At 64.2% G+C, this 18872-nt stretch carries 23 protein-coding genes and 2 pseudogenes; 7 read left to right on the top strand and 18 right to left on the bottom strand.

The features are described from left to right. Positions 1–484 precede the first annotated feature (484 nt). The gene (locus JQ586_RS08315) at positions 485–1057 is read right to left on the bottom strand and encodes a hypothetical protein (RefSeq protein WP_212394046.1); all 573 of its coding nucleotides are present in this window, start codon (positions 1055–1057) and stop codon (positions 485–487) included. A gap of 236 nt (positions 1058–1293) precedes the next feature. After that, the gene (locus JQ586_RS08310) at positions 1294–1470 is read right to left on the bottom strand and encodes a hypothetical protein (protein ID WP_212394045.1); all 177 of its coding nucleotides are present in this window, start codon (positions 1468–1470) and stop codon (positions 1294–1296) included. A 331-nt stretch (positions 1471–1801) separates the two neighbouring features. On the opposite strand from JQ586_RS08310, the gene JQ586_RS08305 reads away from it, so the two are divergent. Beyond that, positions 1802–2089: a hypothetical protein gene (locus JQ586_RS08305; protein WP_212394044.1), complete on the top strand. Its 288-nt coding sequence runs from the start codon at positions 1802–1804 to the stop codon at positions 2087–2089. A 106-nt stretch (positions 2090–2195) separates the two neighbouring features. Here the strand turns inward: JQ586_RS08305 and JQ586_RS08300 are convergent, their stop codons facing one another. After that, complete coding sequence (locus tag JQ586_RS08300) at positions 2196–3515, bottom strand: TAXI family TRAP transporter solute-binding subunit (RefSeq protein ID WP_212394043.1); 1320 nt, start codon at positions 3513–3515, stop codon at positions 2196–2198. A 295-nt stretch (positions 3516–3810) separates the two neighbouring features. Here JQ586_RS08300 and JQ586_RS08295 point away from each other — a divergent pair, with 295 nt between their 5' ends. Further along, complete coding sequence (locus JQ586_RS08295) at positions 3811–4266, top strand: DUF4440 domain-containing protein (protein WP_212394042.1); 456 nt, start codon at positions 3811–3813, stop codon at positions 4264–4266. 101 nt (positions 4267–4367) lie between these two features. Here JQ586_RS08295 and JQ586_RS08290 read toward each other — a convergent pair. Beyond that, positions 4368–4787 (bottom strand): annotated as a pseudogene (locus JQ586_RS08290) (LysR family substrate-binding domain-containing protein); the annotation flags it as partial. A 1-nt stretch (position 4788) separates the two neighbouring features. Here JQ586_RS08290 and JQ586_RS08285 point away from each other — a divergent pair. Then, positions 4789–5001, top strand: a pseudogene (locus JQ586_RS08285) (isocitrate/isopropylmalate family dehydrogenase); the annotation flags it as partial. Positions 5002–5028: 27 nt separating this feature from the next. Here JQ586_RS08285 and JQ586_RS08280 read toward each other — a convergent pair. The 7 genes from JQ586_RS08280 to JQ586_RS08250 form a co-directional block, all read right to left on the bottom strand. Then, on the bottom strand, positions 5029–5787 hold the full coding sequence (locus JQ586_RS08280; RefSeq protein WP_212394041.1) for a serine acetyltransferase: 759 nt from the start codon (positions 5785–5787) through the stop codon (positions 5029–5031). A 180-nt stretch (positions 5788–5967) separates the two neighbouring features. Continuing rightward, positions 5968–6459, bottom strand: a complete 492-nt coding sequence (locus JQ586_RS08275; RefSeq protein WP_212394040.1) for a DUF2852 domain-containing protein — start codon at positions 6457–6459, stop codon at positions 5968–5970. Between the two features lie 129 nt (positions 6460–6588). Next, positions 6589–7290 carry a TetR/AcrR family transcriptional regulator gene (locus tag JQ586_RS08270; protein ID WP_212394039.1) on the bottom strand — a complete coding sequence of 234 codons (702 nt, stop codon included), beginning with the start codon at positions 7288–7290 and terminating at the stop codon, positions 6589–6591. Positions 7291–7376: 86 nt separating this feature from the next. Further along, complete coding sequence (locus JQ586_RS08265) at positions 7377–7739, bottom strand: YciI family protein (RefSeq protein ID WP_212394038.1); 363 nt, start codon at positions 7737–7739, stop codon at positions 7377–7379. Between the two features lie 34 nt (positions 7740–7773). After that, positions 7774–8190, bottom strand: coding sequence for a YciI family protein (locus JQ586_RS08260; protein ID WP_212394037.1), 417 nt, complete (start codon positions 8188–8190; stop codon positions 7774–7776). A gap of 125 nt (positions 8191–8315) precedes the next feature. Beyond that, on the bottom strand, positions 8316–8687 hold the full coding sequence (locus tag JQ586_RS08255) for a nuclear transport factor 2 family protein (RefSeq protein ID WP_249147401.1): 372 nt from the start codon (positions 8685–8687) through the stop codon (positions 8316–8318). A 133-nt stretch (positions 8688–8820) separates the two neighbouring features. Next, positions 8821–9474, bottom strand: a complete 654-nt coding sequence (locus JQ586_RS08250; protein WP_212394035.1) for a glutathione S-transferase family protein — start codon at positions 9472–9474, stop codon at positions 8821–8823. 401 nt (positions 9475–9875) lie between these two features. Here JQ586_RS08250 and JQ586_RS08245 point away from each other — a divergent pair, with 401 nt between their 5' ends. Together JQ586_RS08245 and JQ586_RS08240 are read left to right on the top strand one after the other, a co-directional pair. Continuing rightward, positions 9876–11546: a PAS domain-containing methyl-accepting chemotaxis protein gene (locus JQ586_RS08245; protein WP_212394034.1), complete on the top strand. Its 1671-nt coding sequence runs from the start codon at positions 9876–9878 to the stop codon at positions 11544–11546. A 153-nt stretch (positions 11547–11699) separates the two neighbouring features. After that, on the top strand, positions 11700–12488 hold the full coding sequence (locus JQ586_RS08240) for an SDR family NAD(P)-dependent oxidoreductase (RefSeq protein WP_212394033.1): 789 nt from the start codon (positions 11700–11702) through the stop codon (positions 12486–12488). Here JQ586_RS08240 and JQ586_RS08235 read toward each other — a convergent pair. Together JQ586_RS08235 and cobS are read right to left on the bottom strand one after the other, a co-directional pair. After that, positions 12485–13051: a histidine phosphatase family protein gene (locus JQ586_RS08235; RefSeq protein WP_212394032.1), complete on the bottom strand. Its 567-nt coding sequence runs from the start codon at positions 13049–13051 to the stop codon at positions 12485–12487. The genes JQ586_RS08240 and JQ586_RS08235 overlap by 4 nt on opposite strands. 6 nt (positions 13052–13057) lie before the next feature. Further along, the gene (gene cobS / locus JQ586_RS08230) at positions 13058–13810 is read right to left on the bottom strand and encodes an adenosylcobinamide-GDP ribazoletransferase (protein WP_212394031.1); all 753 of its coding nucleotides are present in this window, start codon (positions 13808–13810) and stop codon (positions 13058–13060) included. Between the two features lie 54 nt (positions 13811–13864). On the opposite strand from cobS, the gene cobT reads away from it, so the two are divergent. Further along, positions 13865–14878, top strand: coding sequence for a nicotinate-nucleotide--dimethylbenzimidazole phosphoribosyltransferase (cobT, locus tag JQ586_RS08225; protein ID WP_212394030.1), 1014 nt, complete (start codon positions 13865–13867; stop codon positions 14876–14878). A gap of 68 nt (positions 14879–14946) precedes the next feature. Further along, the gene (locus JQ586_RS08220; RefSeq protein WP_409334459.1) at positions 14947–15378 is read left to right on the top strand and encodes a hypothetical protein; all 432 of its coding nucleotides are present in this window, start codon (positions 14947–14949) and stop codon (positions 15376–15378) included. Between the two features lie 114 nt (positions 15379–15492). Here JQ586_RS08220 and JQ586_RS08215 read toward each other — a convergent pair whose 3' ends face one another. From JQ586_RS08215 to JQ586_RS08195, 5 genes are all read right to left on the bottom strand, one after another. After that, positions 15493–15903 carry a VOC family protein gene (locus tag JQ586_RS08215; protein ID WP_212394028.1) on the bottom strand — a complete coding sequence of 137 codons (411 nt, stop codon included), beginning with the start codon at positions 15901–15903 and terminating at the stop codon, positions 15493–15495. A gap of 18 nt (positions 15904–15921) precedes the next feature. Next, positions 15922–16458 (bottom strand): SRPBCC family protein, encoded by a 537-nt coding sequence (locus tag JQ586_RS08210; RefSeq protein ID WP_212394027.1) that lies wholly within the window; start codon positions 16456–16458, stop codon positions 15922–15924. 31 nt (positions 16459–16489) lie between these two features. Next, a complete protein-coding gene (locus JQ586_RS08205; RefSeq protein WP_212394026.1) occupies positions 16490–16900 on the bottom strand; it encodes a DoxX family protein in 411 nt (136 codons plus the stop codon). A 190-nt stretch (positions 16901–17090) separates the two neighbouring features. Next, a complete protein-coding gene (locus JQ586_RS08200; protein WP_212394025.1) occupies positions 17091–18362 on the bottom strand; it encodes an RNA polymerase sigma factor in 1272 nt (423 codons plus the stop codon). Then, positions 18359–18727: a YciI family protein gene (locus tag JQ586_RS08195; RefSeq protein ID WP_212394024.1), complete on the bottom strand. Its 369-nt coding sequence runs from the start codon at positions 18725–18727 to the stop codon at positions 18359–18361. The genes JQ586_RS08200 and JQ586_RS08195 overlap by 4 nt, the downstream gene beginning before the upstream one ends. Positions 18728–18872 lie beyond the last annotated feature (145 nt).

Genomic DNA, 18872 nt, shown 5'->3' with positions numbered 1-18872 from the left:
GGGTAGGACCACAGGTGTAACCGGAGACTCCGGCTTTCCCTGCGCGATGGTTTACGGCTTATACGTACTCTCCCCGGTGAGACTGGGCTTTCTTGTCACCGCTGTCAGCAAGAGACCTTGGTCTCTTGCTGACAGGACACCTGCCACTAGGGCGTCAGGCCTGCACGATTTCGCCGTCCGCCTCGGTGCGTTCGTCGTATGCACCTCGGCGTCCACCGCATCCCGCCGCGCGTTCGTGACGTGCGCTCGCCCCTCGCATCGGGCGGGACGGCAGATTCATACACTGATCTGTACTTCGTATAAACCGAAATCTTTTTATGCGCGCCCCTTGCGCCGTCGGGCAAATCAGTGGCAGGGGGCTCAACGCGCCGGCGTCGTATCGGCTTTGTCGCAGACCACGCCGCAGGTGTTGCGACAGGCAAACACTTGCTCAGATGACGGTGCGCATCGAGCGCGCGGCCTTGCTGACTCGCGCTTGATCGCTTCATTCAAGCTTGAACGCGTCCTTTATGGGATAGCCGATGTTGGCACCGATCTTCCACACGCCATCCACTTTATTCAGCAGGTAAGTTCCGCCCGACCGATTTAGCTCGCTCCCATCGGCCTTGTACCTGACATAGGTACCTCCGGCGATCGCATAAGATTGGCCGAGAAGTCTCACTCCAAAATCGATCCATTGGGTCTTCGCGTAGCCCTGTTTTACCGCGGCGTCATGAAACCTGATGTACCAAGCCAGCGCCTCTTCAGCCGTGGTGAACGCCATGAAGCCTTTTGGCCCCTGCACCACGAAGGGAACGTTTATGAACCTCATCACCGCGGCCATGTCGCCGCGGCTGTACTCCTCGAAGTAGTCGTGCATCAGCTTGTCGATTGCGTTGCTGTCAGCAGTCGGATCGCTGGTCTGAGCGTGCAGAACGCCCGTTGGACCTGACAGGAACAGTGCGGCAATCACTGCTCTGATCGTTGCACCCAGCTTCGTCATACTGTTTCCATTGAGCCTGCTCAAAACAAATTCGATCAGGTGCGGGACCCGTTTGGCATCGAAATGGCTGTTCATTGAAGTCCTCCCGAAAACGAGTGTGACTTCGCTCGATCAACGTCAAGCCGAGAAAAACTACGACTGCTGGCGATCGGTTGTCATCTGGGCTCGTCGAGGAGTTGAGGTAGTGTCGCTGACCAATAGGCTGGGCCGCTTCCGCACCAAGGGCCACCTACGGAAAGGGATCGGCGGAGATCGGACCCTTGCCAGCCCTCACGGCGTGATCGGCCGTCATGATAAGTGGCTGGGCACCCTCAGCGCGCCGGCGTCGCATCTGAGTTGTCGTAGACCACGCCGCAGGTGTTGCGCGCACTGGCGCACTTGCGCAGATGACAATGTGCATCGAGCGCGCAGCCGCCATAGACGATCGCGACATAGCCGATGACGGCGGCGGCGGTCGCGCCAAGCAGGGATTTGGTCCAGAGATCCATGACGGCCTCATCCGTCCGGCGGCCTCGGGTCGCACGCCCGAACAATGTCTTTGTGCCTGGAAACCGCGATCAGGTTCGTGCTCCGCATCACGCTCCCGGCCTGGCGCGGGGCAAAGCGGACGTCGACCTGCCGACGACGCCGGCCTAGCTCTGCATGTCGTGACCCAAGGCGACCTCGCTCCAGCCAAAAACAGAGCGGCGATCTGACGTCTCAGCTTCCAACAACCAGGTCCGAGGCGCTAGAGTAGCGGATCGACGCGTGAAGGGCGGCGATGCGGCGATGCGGATCATGGTGTGGTGATAGCCAACGCCCCAGGAGGGAGCGCCGGTCATGCGAACGCTGACTCTTATCACCTTCGCAGCCTCTGTCGTCATTCCGACATGTGTCGCGGCGCAATCCATGACTGCCCAGCAATATCATAAAGAGAAAGGCCCCTGCGCTTGCCCCGAAGACACGGACAAGGCCGGAAACAAATGCGGAAGACGGAGCGCCTTCTGTGAGAGCGACGGCATCGAAATTGAGAATTGTTATCTGAAGGACGTTGAGCGCCAAAAGCAAAAGGAGTGCTCGTTCATTTACGATCCGATCCGGCCGCCCCCGCTCGCGCCGAAGAGATGAGTGCCGACGACGCCCGCCAGCTCCGTCGATGATCACCGGAGCGGACATTCGACACGTCTTTCAAGGGTCGCTTTTCCTGGTTATCACGCCTGAGGCCAGGCGTCGTCTAGTTTGCCATTGCTCGTTCCGCCGCATTCGTCTTCGGTTCAAGCCGACGACGAACGATGTGAATGTGGCCGCGCAGGTCGTAGAGCTGATCGGCAAACGCCAGCGGAAAGCGAACGTGACTCACGGCGTTCTCTATACGATCGAGCTCGGCTTGATGCCGATTCAGGTCGCCGCCGTCCCCACTCGAGTCGATCGAGATTTCGAGCGATTTGAGCTCGCCGTACCAATAAAGCAGTCGCCGACGCATAATCCATCGATACAGCAGCGGCAGATAGTGAAATGCCGGAAGACCGATCGCAATAGCTGTCACGAGCAGGGCGATCGCCCGTTGTGCATGGACGGTCATCCATAACGGCAGATATCTCTGTAGATACGAAGGACCGTTCTTGTAGAAGTCGATGGCGGCTGCGGCGACGGGATAGTCCGGGTCGGTTGGCTGAGGAAATTCTCCAGCGCGTTGAAATATTCCCGGTCTGCCATGAACTTCCACCATTGTCTTCAGGAGCAGGCTGACAATCGTGGGATGAAGATCGCTGCGAACAAGAACACTGCTTGTCGTAGCGATGAGAGAAACATCGTTCGGCGGAATATTCGCCTCCAGATCCACCACGCCCTGCGGCAATACCAACCGAACCAGATTTGGGAAAATGCGCGTGAATGCTTCGGCGGTCGGAAAATTCATCAGCCGGACCTTGGGCGCCCGCAGCAACGACTGGACGGCTGAAGAATCGGGCGCGCCAAGGATGAACACGGCATCGACCTTGCCTTCAAACAATGCTTGAGCCGCCTCGTTTCCGGCCACTGGCTCCAGGGTTGCCGTTTCGGATGAAACGCCACCCTTGACGAGGATTTCTTCAGCGGTGTGGCGCGTACCACTTCCGACCGGCCCAACCGCGATGCGCTTGCCTCTGAGCTGAATGAGACGGTCGATCGGCTCGTTCGATGCATAAAAAATCCAGATCGGGAGATAATCGATGGCGCCGAGGGACAGAAGACCGGGGGAAAGGGCCGCGTTCGACACTCCGCCCGTGACAAAGCCAATCTGAACCCCGGAATCGGGATTTTGCAGAAGTGTCAGATTTTCCAGCGCCCCCTCAGTCGCCCGCAGTTCAAGTGTCACGTTGGCGTTGGCGAAATGCTCACGGTAACGTTGTCCGAACCAGTCGAAGCTGGCGCCTTTGAACGCAGTGCCGATCGTCACTTTCGAGGGCGGCGTGGGTATCAGATAACTCAGAACGACCGAAACAACACTGACGGCACATAGGCTGGCGACCAATCCCACCAGCAAGGTCCGGCGGCTCAATCCCAAAATCGTCATTCGGTTTGCTCAATAAGACGCGTAACCTGAAAAGGGCAGAATAGGGAAATGTGGCGACGGGGTCCAGATTTCCCAGGATTCCTGATGTTGGTTGCAGCGCGAGAAGGCCGTGGCCGGAGTGCCCTGACTGTACGGAGATGGCGGCGCGTTGTCGGTTTATGGCGGCATTCCAGAACCGTCTTGCCACGCAACCAAACGATGCTTTGGCCGGTGACGGCTATCGTGCGTCAGCGGGACCTCAGCTTGAACCATGCCGTTTCTCCGTGAGAGACATGCAAGTGATGGGAGAAGGTCGATGAGGTCATTCACGATAGCGATCCGTACAATGCCTATTGTCTTGCTTCTCGCTGCAACGCCGGCATCCCCGCAACAGATCGAACCAAGCGCCGGTGGCGAGCTCTTTGAAAGAATGCAGTCCGAGTTTGCTGACGCCTATAATCGCAAGGACGTTCCTGCCATGGCTGCATTCTTTAGCGAGAACGCTGTGCGCATAACGCCTGCCGGCATTTTCCGCGGAAGAGAGGCGATTGGCAGGGAATTGCAAAGAGTGTCGGTTGACTTGGGTCTCCACGACTACAGCGTCAAACGAACTGTCTCGCGTCTGGAAGGCAATATGGTCTTCAACGCCGGGGAATGGCAGGCCAAACTCGGTGATGGCAGACAGTATCACGGCTATTACTCAGCACTGCTGGTACGCGAGGGCGATCGGGTGAAGATCTTCGAAGAGACAACAAACGTGGCTGTCCCGTAGCATCGTGGAGCGGATTGGCGAAGCGTAACCCGCCGATTCGTGTGCGAAGATGATGGCGGGTTGCGCCTTCGGCCGACCCACCAACGAGACCACAACAACCTTCACGCGTCCCGCGCGTAGCTCGTCAGCTTCGCCTCGAGCACGGCAAGAAGCTGGTCGCGGATCGGATCGCGGGAGCCCTTCAGCCAGGCGGCGGCGAGCGGCAGGCGGCCGGCCTGGCTGCCGCGCTTCAGCTTCACCGGCTCGAAGCGGACGCCCGAGATCGCCATCCGCGCGGTCCAGCGCGGCACGATGGCGACACCGAGCCGTGCCGCCACCATGTTGACGATGGTCTGCTTCTCGTCGGCGATCTGGCGGATGCGCGGCGTGAGCCCGGCCTCGTCGAACAGTTTCGTCGTCAGATCATGGCTGTGCGGCCGCGACCGGCGCTCCGGCACGATCAGCGGCTGATCGGCGATATCGGACAACGCGACCTGGTTGCGGCGTGCCAGCTTGTGGCGCTGCGACAGGGCGACGACGGCGACCGGCAAGGGCATCGCCAACCCGGTCGCGACCTTCTGGACCGGCGCACAGATGCTGGAGCATCTCGGCGAGAAGGACGCGGCAGTGCGGCTGATGGCAGCGGTGGAGAAGGTGTGCGGCGCCGGCGTGCTGACGCCCGATGTCGGCGGCAAGGCGACGACGAAGGAAGTCACCGACGCGGTGATCGATGCGATCCACGGCTCGAATGTGTAGGGTGCATGCGGTAAGGCGAGCACGCCCTCACATCGCGGCTTCGGCGCAATTCACCAGCCGCGCGGGCGTGCCGACGGCGGTGCAGCCGGACGGCACGTCTGACGTCACCACGGCGCCGGCGCCGATCTTGGCGAAATCACCGACGCTGATGTCGCCGACGATCATCGCGCCGGCGCTCAGGTAGACGCCGCGGCCGATCCTCGGCGCGCGCCGCGGATCGTCCCGGTGCCGCGTGACCGTGACGTTCTGCAGCACGGTGACCTCGTCGCCGATCGCAACCAGCGCGCCGATGATGATGCCGGTGCCGTGATCGAGGAACACCGAGGTTCCAATCGCCGCCGACGGATGGATGCTGATCTGCAGCTGATCCGCCGATGCGCTCTGCATCATCAGCGCGAGGTCGACGCGGCCCTGCCGCCACAGCCAGTTCGAGACGCGCCAGGCCTGCAGCGCGACATAGCCCTTGAAGTTCAGGAGCGGCGGCAGGAAGCCCGTGATCGCGGGATCGCGGCGAATGATCGCCTGCAGATCGCAGGCTGCGGCATCGACCAGCGCGCGCTCGGCGCCATGGGCCTCGGTGGCGGCGCGTGTGAAGCGGCTGCGATCGGGCTCCGACGCGCCGATGCGCTGCCCGACCAGGAACGCGACCGCGCTGGCAAAGTCCGGATGATCGAGCACGATGGCGGCCGATCGGCCGAGGACGGGATCGCATTCTATCGCAACCTCGGCTTCACGCCGGATCGATTGCCAGAGCTGATTGATGGATGCGATCGCGCCTGCCGCCATGAGCACACCTGTATGAGTTCACCTGTATGAGTTCACCTGCATGGGTCCAGCTCGCGAACAAGTGGACATGCGGATGCCAAAACGCAAACCGCCCGCTTGCTCGTCGCAAGCGGGCGGCTCGTGGCCGTTCAGGTGCTATGGGGGCACATCGCCTGAAGGCTTAGGTGGTCCGCGGTGGCATCAGCCCTGCGGGGGCTGGTCGTTCGGCGGGGTCGGACGGGTCTTGTGCTGCGCCATGAAGGCGTCGAACTCTTCCTTGTCCTTGGCGTGACGCAGGCGATCGAGGAAGTTCTTGAACTCGACCTGCTCTTCCTCGAGCCGGCGCAGCGTCTCCATGCGGTACTCGTCGAAGGCGCGGTTGCCGCTGGAGGGGGTGCCGAAGCCGCCGAACGGGAAGCCGCGACGCTCCATGCGGTTCTTCATCCGCTCCATCTTGTACTGCATCCGCTCCATCTTGTTGGCCCAGCGATCCTGGTCGTAGTGACTCCAGCAACCCATTTTTCTGCTCCCGAGTGTGAAAAAGAGAAGGGCGAGACCGATCGGCCACCAGATGATGAAGCCGAGGATAGTCACAGCGATCCAGCCGGGGTGCCACCCACTGTGCATCATGTGCGGGCGGTACGGTTCTTCGACAGGACCGCGCCAGCGATTGACGTCTGCGGTGTAGGCCATTTGCCTCTCCATGACGGCATCACGCCGTTGTGAATGTAAATAACATTTACATAGGTAGCCCATCCCTAGGGAAAGTCAAGCGGAGCGGATGACGCACCCCTGGGATTATTTTTGCGCCTGTTTTGAACCTTATCGCGGCTTGCCCCACGGGCCGGCCGGCGCAGCGGCCTCCGCCTGGCGGTCGGTCGGGAAGCCGAGGCCGCGCAGATAGATCAGCACCTCTGCCTCGAGCAGTTCCTCCGGCGACATCGGCAGCTTGCGCCGCGCCGCATCGCCGCGGCCGAACAGCGAGGCGATGCCGTGCGACATCGCCCAAATGTGCAGCGCCATCATCATCGCCGGCGGGCGCGGCTGGCCTGGCGGTGCCAACGCCGCGAGCCGTTCGGCGGCGGCGCGGATGATCGCAAAGGCGCGCTCGCTTGCGGCCATCAGCGTCGGATTGGCATCCGGCGGCAAGCCGGATTCGAACATCGCGGAATAGAACGCCGGCTCCTCGCGGGCGAACGCCAGATAGGCCTTGCCGACGCGCTCGAACGCCGTGACCGTGTCGGGACGGCCGTCGTCCCAGGCCTGCGTCAGCACGGATTCGAACTGCTCGAAGCCGCGCTGCGCGATGCTCGCGATCAGTTCGTCGCGGTCGCGGAAATGCCGGTAGGGTGCCGCAGGGCTGACGCCGGCCATGCGCGCGGCGTCGGCAAAGGTGAAGCCGGCCGGCCCCTTCTTCGAGATCAGGTCGAGGGCTGCCTGCAGCAGCGCCTCCTTGAGATTGCCGTGGTGATAGCCGCGCTCGGCGCGGCCGTCGTCCTTGTCTTTGTCCTTGCGCCAGCTCATGTAAACGATCTTTACATGAGCCGGCGGCAAAGGTCACTAGATCAGCGGCGCGGCCCTGATCACCATTAACAGACCGCTGTCGCGCCCTACCTTCCCGGGATCGGCAGCACCGGCATGATCTCGACGGCCTCGCCCGGGAAGATCGCAAAATGCGGGTGGTTCTCGAACAGCTTTGCCGCCGCCTCCTGCGAGGGCGCCCGCACCAAGGTGAAGCCGGTCATCACGTTGCTGATGTCGGTGATTCCGCCGGCATCGACCTTCTTGGTCTTGCCGAGCGGGCCGCCCATCTCGACGATGACGTCCTGATGCTTCTGGACCCAGGCGCCCCAGGCGGCCATGCCCTGCTGCTCTTTGGCCTTGCGCTCGGCCTCCGGCAGCTTGTTCCAGGCGGCCATGCGCGAGCCATCCTTGCTGCCGAGATAGACGGCGAGGAACGTGTTGGTGCTCATAGTGCTTCTCCGTTGCGGTTGAGGGATTGAAGAGCTAGACGGCACCCGGCCGGCCCTGCAGCACGTCGAAGCCGGCTGCGGCTTCGCGTACCTCGTCCGAAAAGTCGGACATCTCCTGGACCTGACGGATCTCGATGATCTCGTTCGCGCTTCCCGGGCACCTCTTGGCCCATTCGATCGCCTCCGCGCGTGAGGCGACATCGATCATCCAGAAGCCGCCGAGCACCTCCTTGGATTCGGTGAAGGGGCCGTCGGTGACCACGGGCTTTCCGGTCGCGAACGAGACGCGCACCGCCTTTGCCGGCGGATGCAGGCCTTCCAGCGTGATCAGCACGCCGGCGTCCTTCAGCGCCTGATTGTACTTCATCATCGCGGCGACGCGTTCGGGGTCGAGGTCGAGCTCGGTCACGTTCTCGTAGCCGCGCGGGATCATCAGCATCATGAAACGCATTGGTCAGATTTCCTTGTCTGTTCGATAACGCTCGGTTGCAAGACGACGGAGCTTTCGCACGATCGACATGCGGCCGGAAATTATTCTGGACGTCATTGACGCGGTCGGCATGATCGGCATTGCTCTCAGCGCTCCTGCCGCACCAGCACGCCGTCCTCGTAGGACGGTCCGAAGAAGACGTCGACGCGCGTAACCTTGTCGCCCTCGAACACGAAGAACTCGCTGTTGCGGAAGCTCCTGCCGTCCCTGGCCGTGCAGTGATAGGTGACGAAGGCTTCATCGCCGTCGACCATGATCCGCTCGATCTCGTGGCGGCCGATCCAGTCGCTGTCGCGCCAGCACTCGGCGAAATAGGTCGCCTTGTCGATGCCCTCGCCATAGGGCGTGTTGAAGCGGAAGTTCTCCGCGAACGCCTGCGCGGCGGCCTCGCGATCGTTGGCGAGATAGGCGGCGAAGAGCGCGCGGATGATCTCCGCCTTGTTGCCAGCTGCAGCCAATGTCGTCTCCACATGCGTGGGCCGGCGCGCTCCCGAAGGGAACATTCCTCGGGGATCGCCGGCCTCGACTGAAAGACGAACGGAACGGCCCGGAAAAGACAGCCGTCACGGAATTATTTTGAAGGTGACGGCCTCAGCCGTCCTTCGGGAACAGTCCGAAATAGGGCTCGGCCTCCCGAAGAACGCGCGCGAAGGACGGCCGCACCGTCAGCCGCGCGAGATAAGCGGCGAGATGCCTGAGGTCGTCGCCGAACGGCTCGACCTTGTTGCCGTAGAACAGCGACGGCGCGGCCGCGCAATCGGCGAGGCTGAAGTGATCACCCATCATCCAGCCGCCATGCGCCAGTTGGCGGTCGAGGATTGCATAGGAGGCGCGAAGCTGCGCGCGCGCATCGGTGACGCCGCGCGGGTCCTTGGCGTCGACGGGCCGCAACCGGTCGCCGACGACACGCTGCATCGGCAGATGGACGTAAAGATCGAGGAAGCGGTCGCGCAGCCGCGTCTGCAGCGCCTCATCGGGATCCTCCGGTATGAACCTGGTGGTGCCCGGATAATGGCGGTCGAGATATTCGATGATGATGCTGGATTCCGGCACCGTCGCTCCCCGCGCCTCGTCGCGCAGCACCGGAAAGCGGCCGATCGGCCACAACTCGAGCAGCGCCGCGCGTTGCTCGGGATCGCCGAGATTGACGAGGTTTGGCGTGAACGGCGTGCCGTTCTCGTAGAGCGCGGTGAGCCCCTTCCAGCAGAACGAGGACAGCGGATGGTAATGCAGTACAAGCGACATCGAACCTCCTTCGAATCGTCTACAGCCCGAGAACGAACGCAGCTGGTTCGAACCGACATCTCGATACGAAATAATTCAACAGCAAAGCGAAAGGCGGTCGGATTGACGTCGGCTGCCGCTCAACAATTCTCGCCCGTATGAATACGGGAGCATACGCGCGCGCGTGTGCGCACATTAGCGTGCACACGAAGAAATTGTTTGGAGATTCGAGAGGCATAGCCGCGGCGCGAGCGTTGCGATCGCTGTCGACATCAGCGCTTCTTATGACGCGATAAGTCGCGTGGAACTCATGATTTACCGAGCATGAACTCCCTCGTGCAACCTTTACGCAAATTGCATTGATGACTTTCAGACCTCCCCCTGTCTCCCCCGACACTGCAAAAACTTCGACGGAGCCCCCCGTGTTCAATTTTCAGAGCAAGGCCAAGACCCAAAATGCGCTTGCGCAGGCAGACGCGATCAGCAAGTCGCAGGCCGTGATCGAGTTCAAGCTCGACGGTACTATCGTCACGGCGAACGAGAACTTCCTCAAGGCGATGGGCTACTCGCTCGACGAGATCAGGGGCCGGCATCACAGCATGTTCGTCGAGCCCGCCTTTCGCGACAGCCGCGACTATCGCGAGTTCTGGGCCAGCCTGAACCGCGGCGAGTTCCAGGCCGCGCAGTACAAGCGCATCGCCAAGGGCGGCCGCGAGATCTGGATCCAGGCATCCTACAACCCGATAACGGACTCGAGCGGCAAGACGGTCGGCGTGATCAAGTTCGCCACCGACATTACCCGGCAGAAGATCCACAGCATGGAAGATGCCGGCAAGATCGCCGCGATCGGCCGGGCGCAGGCGGTGATCGAGTTCAACATGGACGGCACCATCGTCACCGCCAACGAGAACTTCCTCGACGCGATGGGCTATTCGCTGGCCGAGATCCAGGGCAAGCACCACAGCATGTTCGTGGTGCCGCCCGACCGCGACAGCGCGGCCTATCGCGACTTCTGGGCACGGCTGAACCGCGGCGAGTTCGAGGCCGGTGAGTTCAAGCGGCTCGGCAAGGGAGCCAGGGAAATCTGGATCCTGGCGAGCTACAATCCGATCCTCGACGAGAGCGGCAAGCCGTTCAAGGTCGTCAAGTTCGCGACCGACGTGACGCAACAGAAGCTCAAGGCCGCCGACAATGACGGCCAGATCGACGCGATCGGCAAGTCGCAGGCGGTGATCGAGTTCAACATGGACGGCACCATCCGCGACGCGAACACCAACTTCCTCGCCGCGATGGGCTACTCGCTCGCCGAGATCCAGGGCCGGCACCACAGCATGTTCGTCGAGCCTGTCGAAGCAAGCTCCGCCGGCTATCGCGAGTTCTGGGCCGCGCTCAACCGCGGCCAGTTCCAGGCCGCCGAGTACCGGCGCATCGCCAAGGGCGGCCGCGAAATCTGGATCCAGGCTTCCTACAACCCGATCCTCGATCTCAACGGCAAGCCCTACAAGGTGGTGAAATACGCCACCGACATCACCGCGCAGGCGATCGGACGCAAGAAGGCCGAGAGCGCGCGCGGCCTGATCGAGGCGGTCGCCGCCGGCAGCGAGGAGATGAGTGCCTCGATCCGCGAGATCTCCGAGACCATGACCAAGTCGAAGCAGAACGCCGCGGTCGCCACCGGCCGTGTCGAGGCTGCGGACGGCCAGGCGCAGAAGCTCAATGCGGCGGCCCAGGCGATGAGCGGCATCGTCGAGATGATCTCGAGCATCACCGGGCAGATCAACCTGCTTGCGCTCAACGCTACGATCGAATCGGCGCGCGCGGGCGAAGCCGGCCGCGGCTTCGCCGTGGTGGCCTCGGAGGTGAAGAGCCTCGCCAACCAGGCCAAGCAGGCGACCGACACGATCTCCTCGGAGATCGATGCGCTCAACAGCATCGCCGCCGAGGTGGTGGGTTCGCTCACGGAGATCAAGGCCGCGATCGCCGGCGTCAACGAATACATCACCTCCACCGCCGCCGCGGTCGAGGAGCAGAGCATCGTGACGCAGGACATGTCCACCAACATGCAACGCGCCTCCGCCGAGCTCGCGGCGTAGGACACGGCACAATGCCCGAAGGATGCGCAGCCGAGGATGCGGGCTGCGTACCCTTCGAGAGCCGCATTGCCTGTCGGCAGTGTCGGTCGGGTTGACACGCCCGACCAAAGGTCGCAGACGGTCGGGCCTGTCAGCCTGAACCTGGACCGTCAGATGAATCCCACTCAGCAAAAAGCCGCACTCGTCACCGGCGCCGCGCGCGGCATTGGGCTTGCGACCGCCAGGCGCTTCCTGGCCGAGGGCTGGCGCGTTGCGCTGCTCGACATCGAGGGCGAGTTGCTCGATCGCGCGGTGGCGTCGCTCGACGATCCCGACAACACGCTGGCGCTGACCTGCGACGTCTCCGATGCCGACGGCGTCGCGGCGGCGATCGCGGCGCTTGGCCACCGCTTCGGCCGGCTGGACGCCCTCGTCAACAACGCCGGCGTCGCCGTGTTCGCGCCGGTGCTCGAAACCTCGGATGCGGACTGGAGCCGGATCATGGCGGTCAACCTCACCGGCCCGTTCCTGTGCACCAAGGCGGCCGCGCCTGTCATGCGCGAGCATGGCGGCGGCGCGATCGTCAACATCACCTCGATCTCGGCGGTGCGCGCCTCGACGCTGCGCTCGGCCTACGGCACCAGCAAGGCGGCGCTTGCGCATCTCACCAAGCAGCTCGCGGTCGAGCTCGCCTCGCTCGGCATCCGCGTCAACGCCGTCGCGCCCGGCCCGGTGGAGACCGCGATGGCCAAGGCGGTCCACACCGCGGAAATCCGCGCAGATTATCACGATGCGATCCCGCTCAACCGCTATGGGCTCGAGGACGAGCTGGCGGATGCGATCTTCTTCCTCTGCTCGGAGCGTTCGAGCTACATCACCGGGCAGATCCTCGCCGTCGACGGCGGCTTCGATGCGGCCGGCATCGGCCTGCCGACCCTGCGCGGCCAGCGGCGCAACGGCTAGCGCTGGTTCACCGCAACGACACGCCAGGAATCTCGCAGCCGGTCAATCCGTGTCAGCGACAACGGATCGATGACGAAGCGCAGCGCGGTCTCGGGTTCGAGCCCGAGCGCGATCGCAAGCACCGCGCGGATGGTGCCGGAATGCACGACCAGCACCACCTCTCCGGCCGGCAGCCGCGCCAACCCCGCCCGTGCCCGCGCGATCTGATCGGCAAAGCTCTCGCCGCCGGGCGGCCGGTTGCTTGCCGGCGATCGCCAGAAGTCGTGGTAGGCGCCGCCGAGTTCGGCTTCGAGCTCGCCGTGCCGCCGCCCGGTCCAGTCGCCGAAATCCTGCTCGCCGAAGGCATCGTCCGCGGCCGCATCGAGATCGAGCCTTGCCGCGGTCTCGCGCGTGCGCCGCGCCGGGCTGCACACGGCGAACGCCCCGGTCGGCAGCAGCGCTCTCAGCGCGGCAAACGCTGCGTCATCACGGACATCGGCCGGTGCATCGGCAGCATGAATGATCCCGCGCGGCCCATCGACCGGTGCGTGGCGGATCAGCCAGAGATGGGTTTCGCCGTCCATCACCGCTCACCCGAGCCGCGCCGCGATCAGCACCAGGATCGCGGTCTCCGCGACCTGCTCGGCCGCGCCGAGCACGTCGCCGGTCTGGCCGCCGATCTGCCGCTGCGCCAGCAGTCCCATGACGAAGGCACTGGCGCCGGCCGCGATCGCCGCCAGCAATGCGCAGCCGAACGGCAGCGCCGCGAGCGCGATCACCAACGCGATTCCCGCCGAGATCGTTGCGATCCCGCCGTCGACCTGGCCGGCATTGGCGGCCAGGCCATCCCTGCGCGCATAAGGCAGGCTGATCGACATCCACGGCAGCACGCCACGGCCGAGTGCATGGGCCGCGATCAGACCCTGCACCATGAAACCATCGGGGATCGCCGCAACAGCCGAAAGCCTGGCAACGAAGCTCACCAGCATCGCCAGCGCGCCGTAACTGCCGAGCCGGCTGTCGCGCATGATCTCGAGCTTGGCCGCGACATCGCGGCCGCCGCCAAAGCCGTCGGCGACATCGGCAAGGCCATCCTCATGCAGCGCGCCGGTGAGCAGCGCACCAGCGCCGAGCGCGAGCGCCGCGGCGGCCAGATCCGGCACGCCGGTCACCCGCAGGAACAGGCAGAACAGCCCGACCGCAGCCCCGACGCAGGCGCCGACAACAGGAAACACCCGCTGCGCCCGCGCAAAATTCTCCGGCCGCGCCCCGCCAGAATGCGCGATCGGCAGCCGGGTCAGGAAGGCGGTCGCGGTCCTGAGATCGTCGAGCCATTGATTCATGGTGAAGGCCTGAAAATTGAACTATTTTGCGGCCCCGCTCGACGAGGGAATCGCATGCACTTCAACACTCTAGACGACATCCGGGGCTTCTGTCGCGAGCTGCCCGGGGGCGATGAGGCCGCCGCGGAGGCCGCGGCGCTGCGGCAGCAGAACCTGACCAAGCCGCCGGGCAGCCTCGGGCGCCTGGAGGAGCTGGCGATCTGGCTTTCGCGCTGGCAGCGGCGCGAGTTGCCCCGGCTCGACCACGTCACCATTGCCGTGTTCGCGGGCAATCACGGCATCGCCGAACGCGGCGTCTCCGCCTATCCGCCCGAGGTCACCGCCCAGATGGTGGCGAATTTCGCCGCGGGGGGTGCTGCGATCAACCAGATCGCAAAATTCGCCGGCGCCGAGCTGCGGGTCGAGCCGATCGAGCTGGCGCGGCCGACACGCGATTTCACCGTCGCTCCCGCGATGGACAGCGCCGATTTCCTGGTCGCGCTCGACACCGGCTGGCGCACGGTGCCCGAGCAAACCGACCTGCTGGTGGTCGGCGAGATGGGGATCGCCAACACCACGGTCGCTGCGACGCTGTGCGCGGCGCTGATGGGCGGGCGCGGCGCCCGCTGGGCCGGCCGCGGCACCGGCGTCGACGATGCGGGCCTCTTGCGCAAGCGCTCAACGATCGATGCTGCGCTGAAATTCCATCGCGACCTCATGGACGATCCGCTTGCGGTGGCGGCGGCACTCGGCGGACGCGAGCTCGCGGCGATCTCGGGCGCCGTGCTGGCGGCGCGCGCCAGACGCATCCCGGTGCTGCTCGACGGCTTCGTGGCGACCGCGGCGGTGCTGCCGCTGGCGCGGCTCGCGCCCGCGATCCTCGATCATTGCCGGGCCGGACATGTGTCGGCGGAGCTCGGCCACCGCGAATTGCTGCGCGAGCTCGACCTCGCCCCCCTGCTCGATCTCGGCATGCGGCTCGGCGAAGCCTCCGGCGCCGGCGTTGCGATCCTGCTGCTCCGCGCCGCGCTTGCCTGCCACAACGGCATGGCGACCTTCGCCGAGGCCGGCGTCTCCGGCGCCGGATGACAAACTCTTGCCGCATGAACTAGCGTTACTGGATTGGAAAGCGTCGATCGAAGGAGCCGCCGATGCACATGCTGGCGATCAGGACGATCCTCGTGGTGGCCGCGCTCTGCGCCAGCGTGTCCCTCCTGCATGCCGAGGTGCGCATCCTCGCCAGCCCCGGCGGAGAGGTCGGCCCGTTCATCGAACTGTTCGACAAGGTGCGCGCGTCAGGCGAGCGCGTGGTGATCGACGGCCCCTGCCTGTCGGCCTGCACGCTGGTGCTCTCGATGGTGCCGAACGACCGCATCTGCGTGACGCGGCGCGCGGTGCTCGGCTTCCATGCCGCGCGCTCGATCGACCGGCGCGGACGGTTGTATGCCGAGCCCGAAGCTTCGGAGGCAGTGCTGGAGGCCTATCCACCCCCCGTGCGGGGCTGGATCATCAGACGCGGCGGACTGACCTCGCGGCTGCTCCTGCTGCGCGGCCGCGAGCTTGCGGCGATCTACCCGCGGTGCAGGTGACCATACCTGTTTGACCATACCTGTTGCTTCGTCGCTATCGCTCCTCGCGACGACGGAACCGGGGCGATCCTCCGCCTCCTGGAATGAGCTTGGACGCGCCCGGTCTGATCCCACCTACATCTGCGCCGGGCAGTTCACCATCCAGGGGATGCCGAACTGGTCGACGCACATGCCAAAGCCGTTGGAGAAGAAGGTCTTGCCGAACGGCATGGTGACGGTACCGCCTTCGGCGAGCGCCTTGAACCGCTGCTCGGCCTCGGCCGGATCCTGGACCTGCAGCGCGACGTGAAAGCCCTGCGGCTGCTGGAAATGCCCGGGAGGCGCGTCGGACGCCATGATGACCTCGCCGTCGATCGAGACGCGGGCGTGCATGATCTTGTCCTTCCAGCCGGGCGGCGTCTGCATCTCCGCATTGCCCTCGCCGTAGGGGAAGGATTCCTCGATCCGCGCGCCCAGCACCTTCTCATAGTGCTTCAGCGCAGCACCGCAATTGCCGTTGAAGGAGAGATAGGGATTGACCTGCATCGCGTGCTCCTTGGCTAGCTATTTTTCGGTCAGCTTCTTCATGTTGGCGAGACCGACTTCGAAGTCCTTGCCGATCATCAGATCCAGGTTGATGAACACCTGCATCACCCTCGACATGAAGACGGCGGGACCGTACATGGACCATGTGACGTTGGTGGCATCGCCCTGCGGCAGCATTGTGAACTCGGCGGTGTTGTGGCCCTCGAACGGCTTGAAGAAATCGAGCTTGATGACGATCTTCGACGGCACCGACGCTTCGAGGATCTCCATCCGGCCGGAACCGACATTCTTGTCGCCGTCCCAGCCATAGACCGCACCCTGGCCGCGCTGGGCCCCATCATAGCTGCGCTTCATCGCGGGATCCTTGGTTTCATAGGGCGACCACGCCACCCATTGGCGGAAGTCGTTGATCAGCGGAAAGATGCGGTCGGCCGGCGCCTTGATGCTGATCGCACGCGTGACCCGCAGCGTATCGGGCTTGGTCGCTGCCAGGATGAGGACGATCGCAATTGCAAGCAACAGGATGGTGGCGATGACGGCAAGGATTTCGAGCATGGCAGTCTCCGGAGTATGATGAAGCAATCGATCAGCGGCGAAACGGCAGCAGCGAGCGCAGATTGCCGTCGCGCAGATAGAGGCCGCCCCACACCATCAGGCCGAGATAGAGCCCGAACAGCGTGTGCGTGAACAGCGGGCTGCCGACGCGGACATGAGAAGCGATCGCACCGCCGAGATAGCCGGTGAGCAGGATCGCGCCGAGGATCGAGGTCGGCGGCACGGAATAGAGCAGCGTGCAGACGATGGTGATGATGCCGAGGCTGCGCGCGAGCGTATCGCTGGCGCCATAGCCCATCCTGTCCATCGTCTCCGTCACCACCGGCCACGGCACCAGCTTGATGGCGCCGTCGAACAGCAGGAAGACGATGACGAGGCCGCTCAGGACGCGGCCGGTGATGCGTGCAGGCTTTGAGACGCCGGTCTCGGCGATCGTCGGCATGGCTTGGTCCCCAAGGTGTGGTGATGCTCTGCCTCTATGACGAGCGGAGGGGCGGGAGGCCGACAATGTGTACGAGGATTTTTTGAAGGAGTGACGCACACGTCGATCATCTCGTCCGCGCCTCACCCCTCTCCCCACCCTCCCCGCAAGGGGGGGAGGGAGCCCAACCAGCGTGCTCACCTTGCGACGACTACTTCGCCTTCACATCGCGCGGCTGGCTGTCGCGCATCAGGCGGTCGATGTGCATGCGGATGTGGGCCGCTTCGGCGGTGGTGTTGGCGAGCGCAATCGCGCGGTCGAAGGCGACGCGGGCCTCGTCGTTGCGGCCGAGCTGCATCAGGAAAGCGCCGCGCACGCCGAAATAGTGGAAATAGTTGGAGAGCCGCGGCGCCAGCGGCTCGATCATCTCCAGTGCAGCCCCGGGCCCCCTCACCTTGGAGACCGCAACCGCACGGTTCAGCGTCACCACCGGCGACGGCTGCATGAGCTCGAGCGCGCCGTAGAGCAGGTCGATCTGCGTCCAGTCGGTATCCTCGGGTGTCTCGGCACGGGCGTGCAGGGCCGCGATCGCGGCCTGCACCTGATAGGGTCCGCTGTTGCGGTGGCGCATCGCCTTGTCGATCAGCGCCAGTCCCTCGGCGATCAGCGCCTGATTCCACAGGCTGCGGTCCTGGTCGTCGAGCAGAATCACCTGGCCTCCCGCATCGAAGCGAGCGGCGGCACGGGCATGCTGCAGCAACAGCAGCGCGGTCAGCCCCATGATCTCCGGCTCGCTCTGGAACAGGCGGAGCAGCAGCCGGGCGAGGCGGATCGCCTCCTCGCAGAGTGGCGAGCGGATCTCCGCGGTGTCACCGCTCGCCGAATAGCCCTCGTTGAAGATCAAATAGATCATCGCTGCGACCGAGGCGAGCCGCTCGCTGCGCTCGATCGCGCCCGGGGTCTCGAACGGCACCTTGGCGTCGGCAACGCGCGCCTTCGCCCGCGTGATGCGCTGCTCCATTGCCGCTTCCGACACCAGGAAGGCGCGCGCGATCTGCTTCACCGTGAGGCCGGAGACGATGCGCAGCGCCAGCGCGATCTGCTGCGTCGCCGGCAGGTCCTTGTGACAGCAGATGAACAGCAGCCGCAGGATGTCGTCGCGGTAGTGCGAGCCGTCGAGCCGTTCGGCGATCTCGTCCTCGGCATCGTCGAGATCGGAGATCGCCTGATCGTCCTCGGGAAGCGGCTGCTGCTTCCTGTTGCGCCGGACCTCGTCGATTGCAACGTTGCGGCCGACCATGATCAGCCACGCCGCCGGATCGCGCGGCGGGCCGTTCTGGGGCCAGCTCTTCAGCGCGCGCAGGCAGGCGTTCTGGAATGCCTCCTCGGCGGTATCAAGGTTGCGGAAATAGCGCAGCAGCGCGCCGACGGCCTGGGGACGCGCCGAGGTCAGCGCGGCATCGATCCAGGCTGTATCGGTCACGGCTTGGCACCTCCGGGATGGAACACCCCGACCGGGCGGATCTCGTAGGTGCCGCCGGGATTGGCCTTGCCGAGATCACGCGCGACATCCAGCACCTCGTCGAGGTTCTTGCAGTCGACGATGTAGAAGCCGAGCAGCTGCTCCTTGGTCTCGGCGAAAGGGCCGTCCAGCACCAGCGGCGGATCGTCCTTGCGCAGCGTGGTTGCGGCCGTGGTCGGCAGCAGTCGCGCGACCGGGCCGAGCCGGCCCTGTTTGGCGAGTTGCTCCTGCACGACGGACAGTTTTTGCATGACGTCGGCGTCGTGTTCCTTGCTCCAGGACCCGACGAAGTCTTCGTCATGATAGCAAAGGATGGCGTAAAGCATGGACAGGGCATCTCCGTTCATTCCAGGAACGAACGATTATGCCCGCTGCCGACATCGGAACGAAAGAAATTTTACCAGCCGGTTCCGAATGCTAGAGCGTTTTCGAGCGAAGTGGATACCGGTTCGCGCGAAGAGAACGTCAAAA

It is taken from the genome of Bradyrhizobium jicamae, from assembly GCF_018130215.1.
Lineage (GTDB): Bacteria > Pseudomonadota > Alphaproteobacteria > Rhizobiales > Xanthobacteraceae > Bradyrhizobium > Bradyrhizobium jicamae_A.
This window is presented reverse-complemented; position numbering and strand designations above follow the sequence as displayed.

Coding starts and splice junctions, on each gene's coding strand:
- JQ586_RS08315 (WP_212394046.1), bottom strand. CDS start 1,057: ATGAACAGCCATTTCGATGCCAAACGGGTCCCGCACCTGATCGAATTT.
- JQ586_RS08310 (WP_212394045.1), bottom strand. CDS start 1,470: ATGGATCTCTGGACCAAATCCCTGCTTGGCGCGACCGCCGCCGCCGTC.
- JQ586_RS08305 (WP_212394044.1), top strand. CDS start 1,802: ATGCGAACGCTGACTCTTATCACCTTCGCAGCCTCTGTCGTCATTCCG.
- JQ586_RS08300 (WP_212394043.1), bottom strand. CDS start 3,515: ATGACGATTTTGGGATTGAGCCGCCGGACCTTGCTGGTGGGATTGGTC.
- JQ586_RS08295 (WP_212394042.1), top strand. CDS start 3,811: ATGAGGTCATTCACGATAGCGATCCGTACAATGCCTATTGTCTTGCTT.
- JQ586_RS08280 (WP_212394041.1), bottom strand. CDS start 5,787: ATGGCGGCAGGCGCGATCGCATCCATCAATCAGCTCTGGCAATCGATC.
- JQ586_RS08275 (WP_212394040.1), bottom strand. CDS start 6,459: ATGGCCTACACCGCAGACGTCAATCGCTGGCGCGGTCCTGTCGAAGAA.
- JQ586_RS08270 (WP_212394039.1), bottom strand. CDS start 7,290: ATGAGCTGGCGCAAGGACAAAGACAAGGACGACGGCCGCGCCGAGCGC.
- JQ586_RS08265 (WP_212394038.1), bottom strand. CDS start 7,739: ATGAGCACCAACACGTTCCTCGCCGTCTATCTCGGCAGCAAGGATGGC.
- JQ586_RS08260 (WP_212394037.1), bottom strand. CDS start 8,190: ATGCGTTTCATGATGCTGATGATCCCGCGCGGCTACGAGAACGTGACC.
- JQ586_RS08250 (WP_212394035.1), bottom strand. CDS start 9,474: ATGTCGCTTGTACTGCATTACCATCCGCTGTCCTCGTTCTGCTGGAAG.
- JQ586_RS08240 (WP_212394033.1), top strand. CDS start 11,700: ATGAATCCCACTCAGCAAAAAGCCGCACTCGTCACCGGCGCCGCGCGC.
- JQ586_RS08235 (WP_212394032.1), bottom strand. CDS start 13,051: ATGGACGGCGAAACCCATCTCTGGCTGATCCGCCACGCACCGGTCGAT.
- cobS (WP_212394031.1), bottom strand. CDS start 13,810: ATGAATCAATGGCTCGACGATCTCAGGACCGCGACCGCCTTCCTGACC.
- cobT (WP_212394030.1), top strand. CDS start 13,865: ATGCACTTCAACACTCTAGACGACATCCGGGGCTTCTGTCGCGAGCTG.
- JQ586_RS08220 (WP_409334459.1), top strand. CDS start 14,947: ATGCTGGCGATCAGGACGATCCTCGTGGTGGCCGCGCTCTGCGCCAGC.
- JQ586_RS08215 (WP_212394028.1), bottom strand. CDS start 15,903: ATGCAGGTCAATCCCTATCTCTCCTTCAACGGCAATTGCGGTGCTGCG.
- JQ586_RS08210 (WP_212394027.1), bottom strand. CDS start 16,458: ATGCTCGAAATCCTTGCCGTCATCGCCACCATCCTGTTGCTTGCAATT.
- JQ586_RS08205 (WP_212394026.1), bottom strand. CDS start 16,900: ATGCCGACGATCGCCGAGACCGGCGTCTCAAAGCCTGCACGCATCACC.
- JQ586_RS08195 (WP_212394024.1), bottom strand. CDS start 18,727: ATGCTTTACGCCATCCTTTGCTATCATGACGAAGACTTCGTCGGGTCC.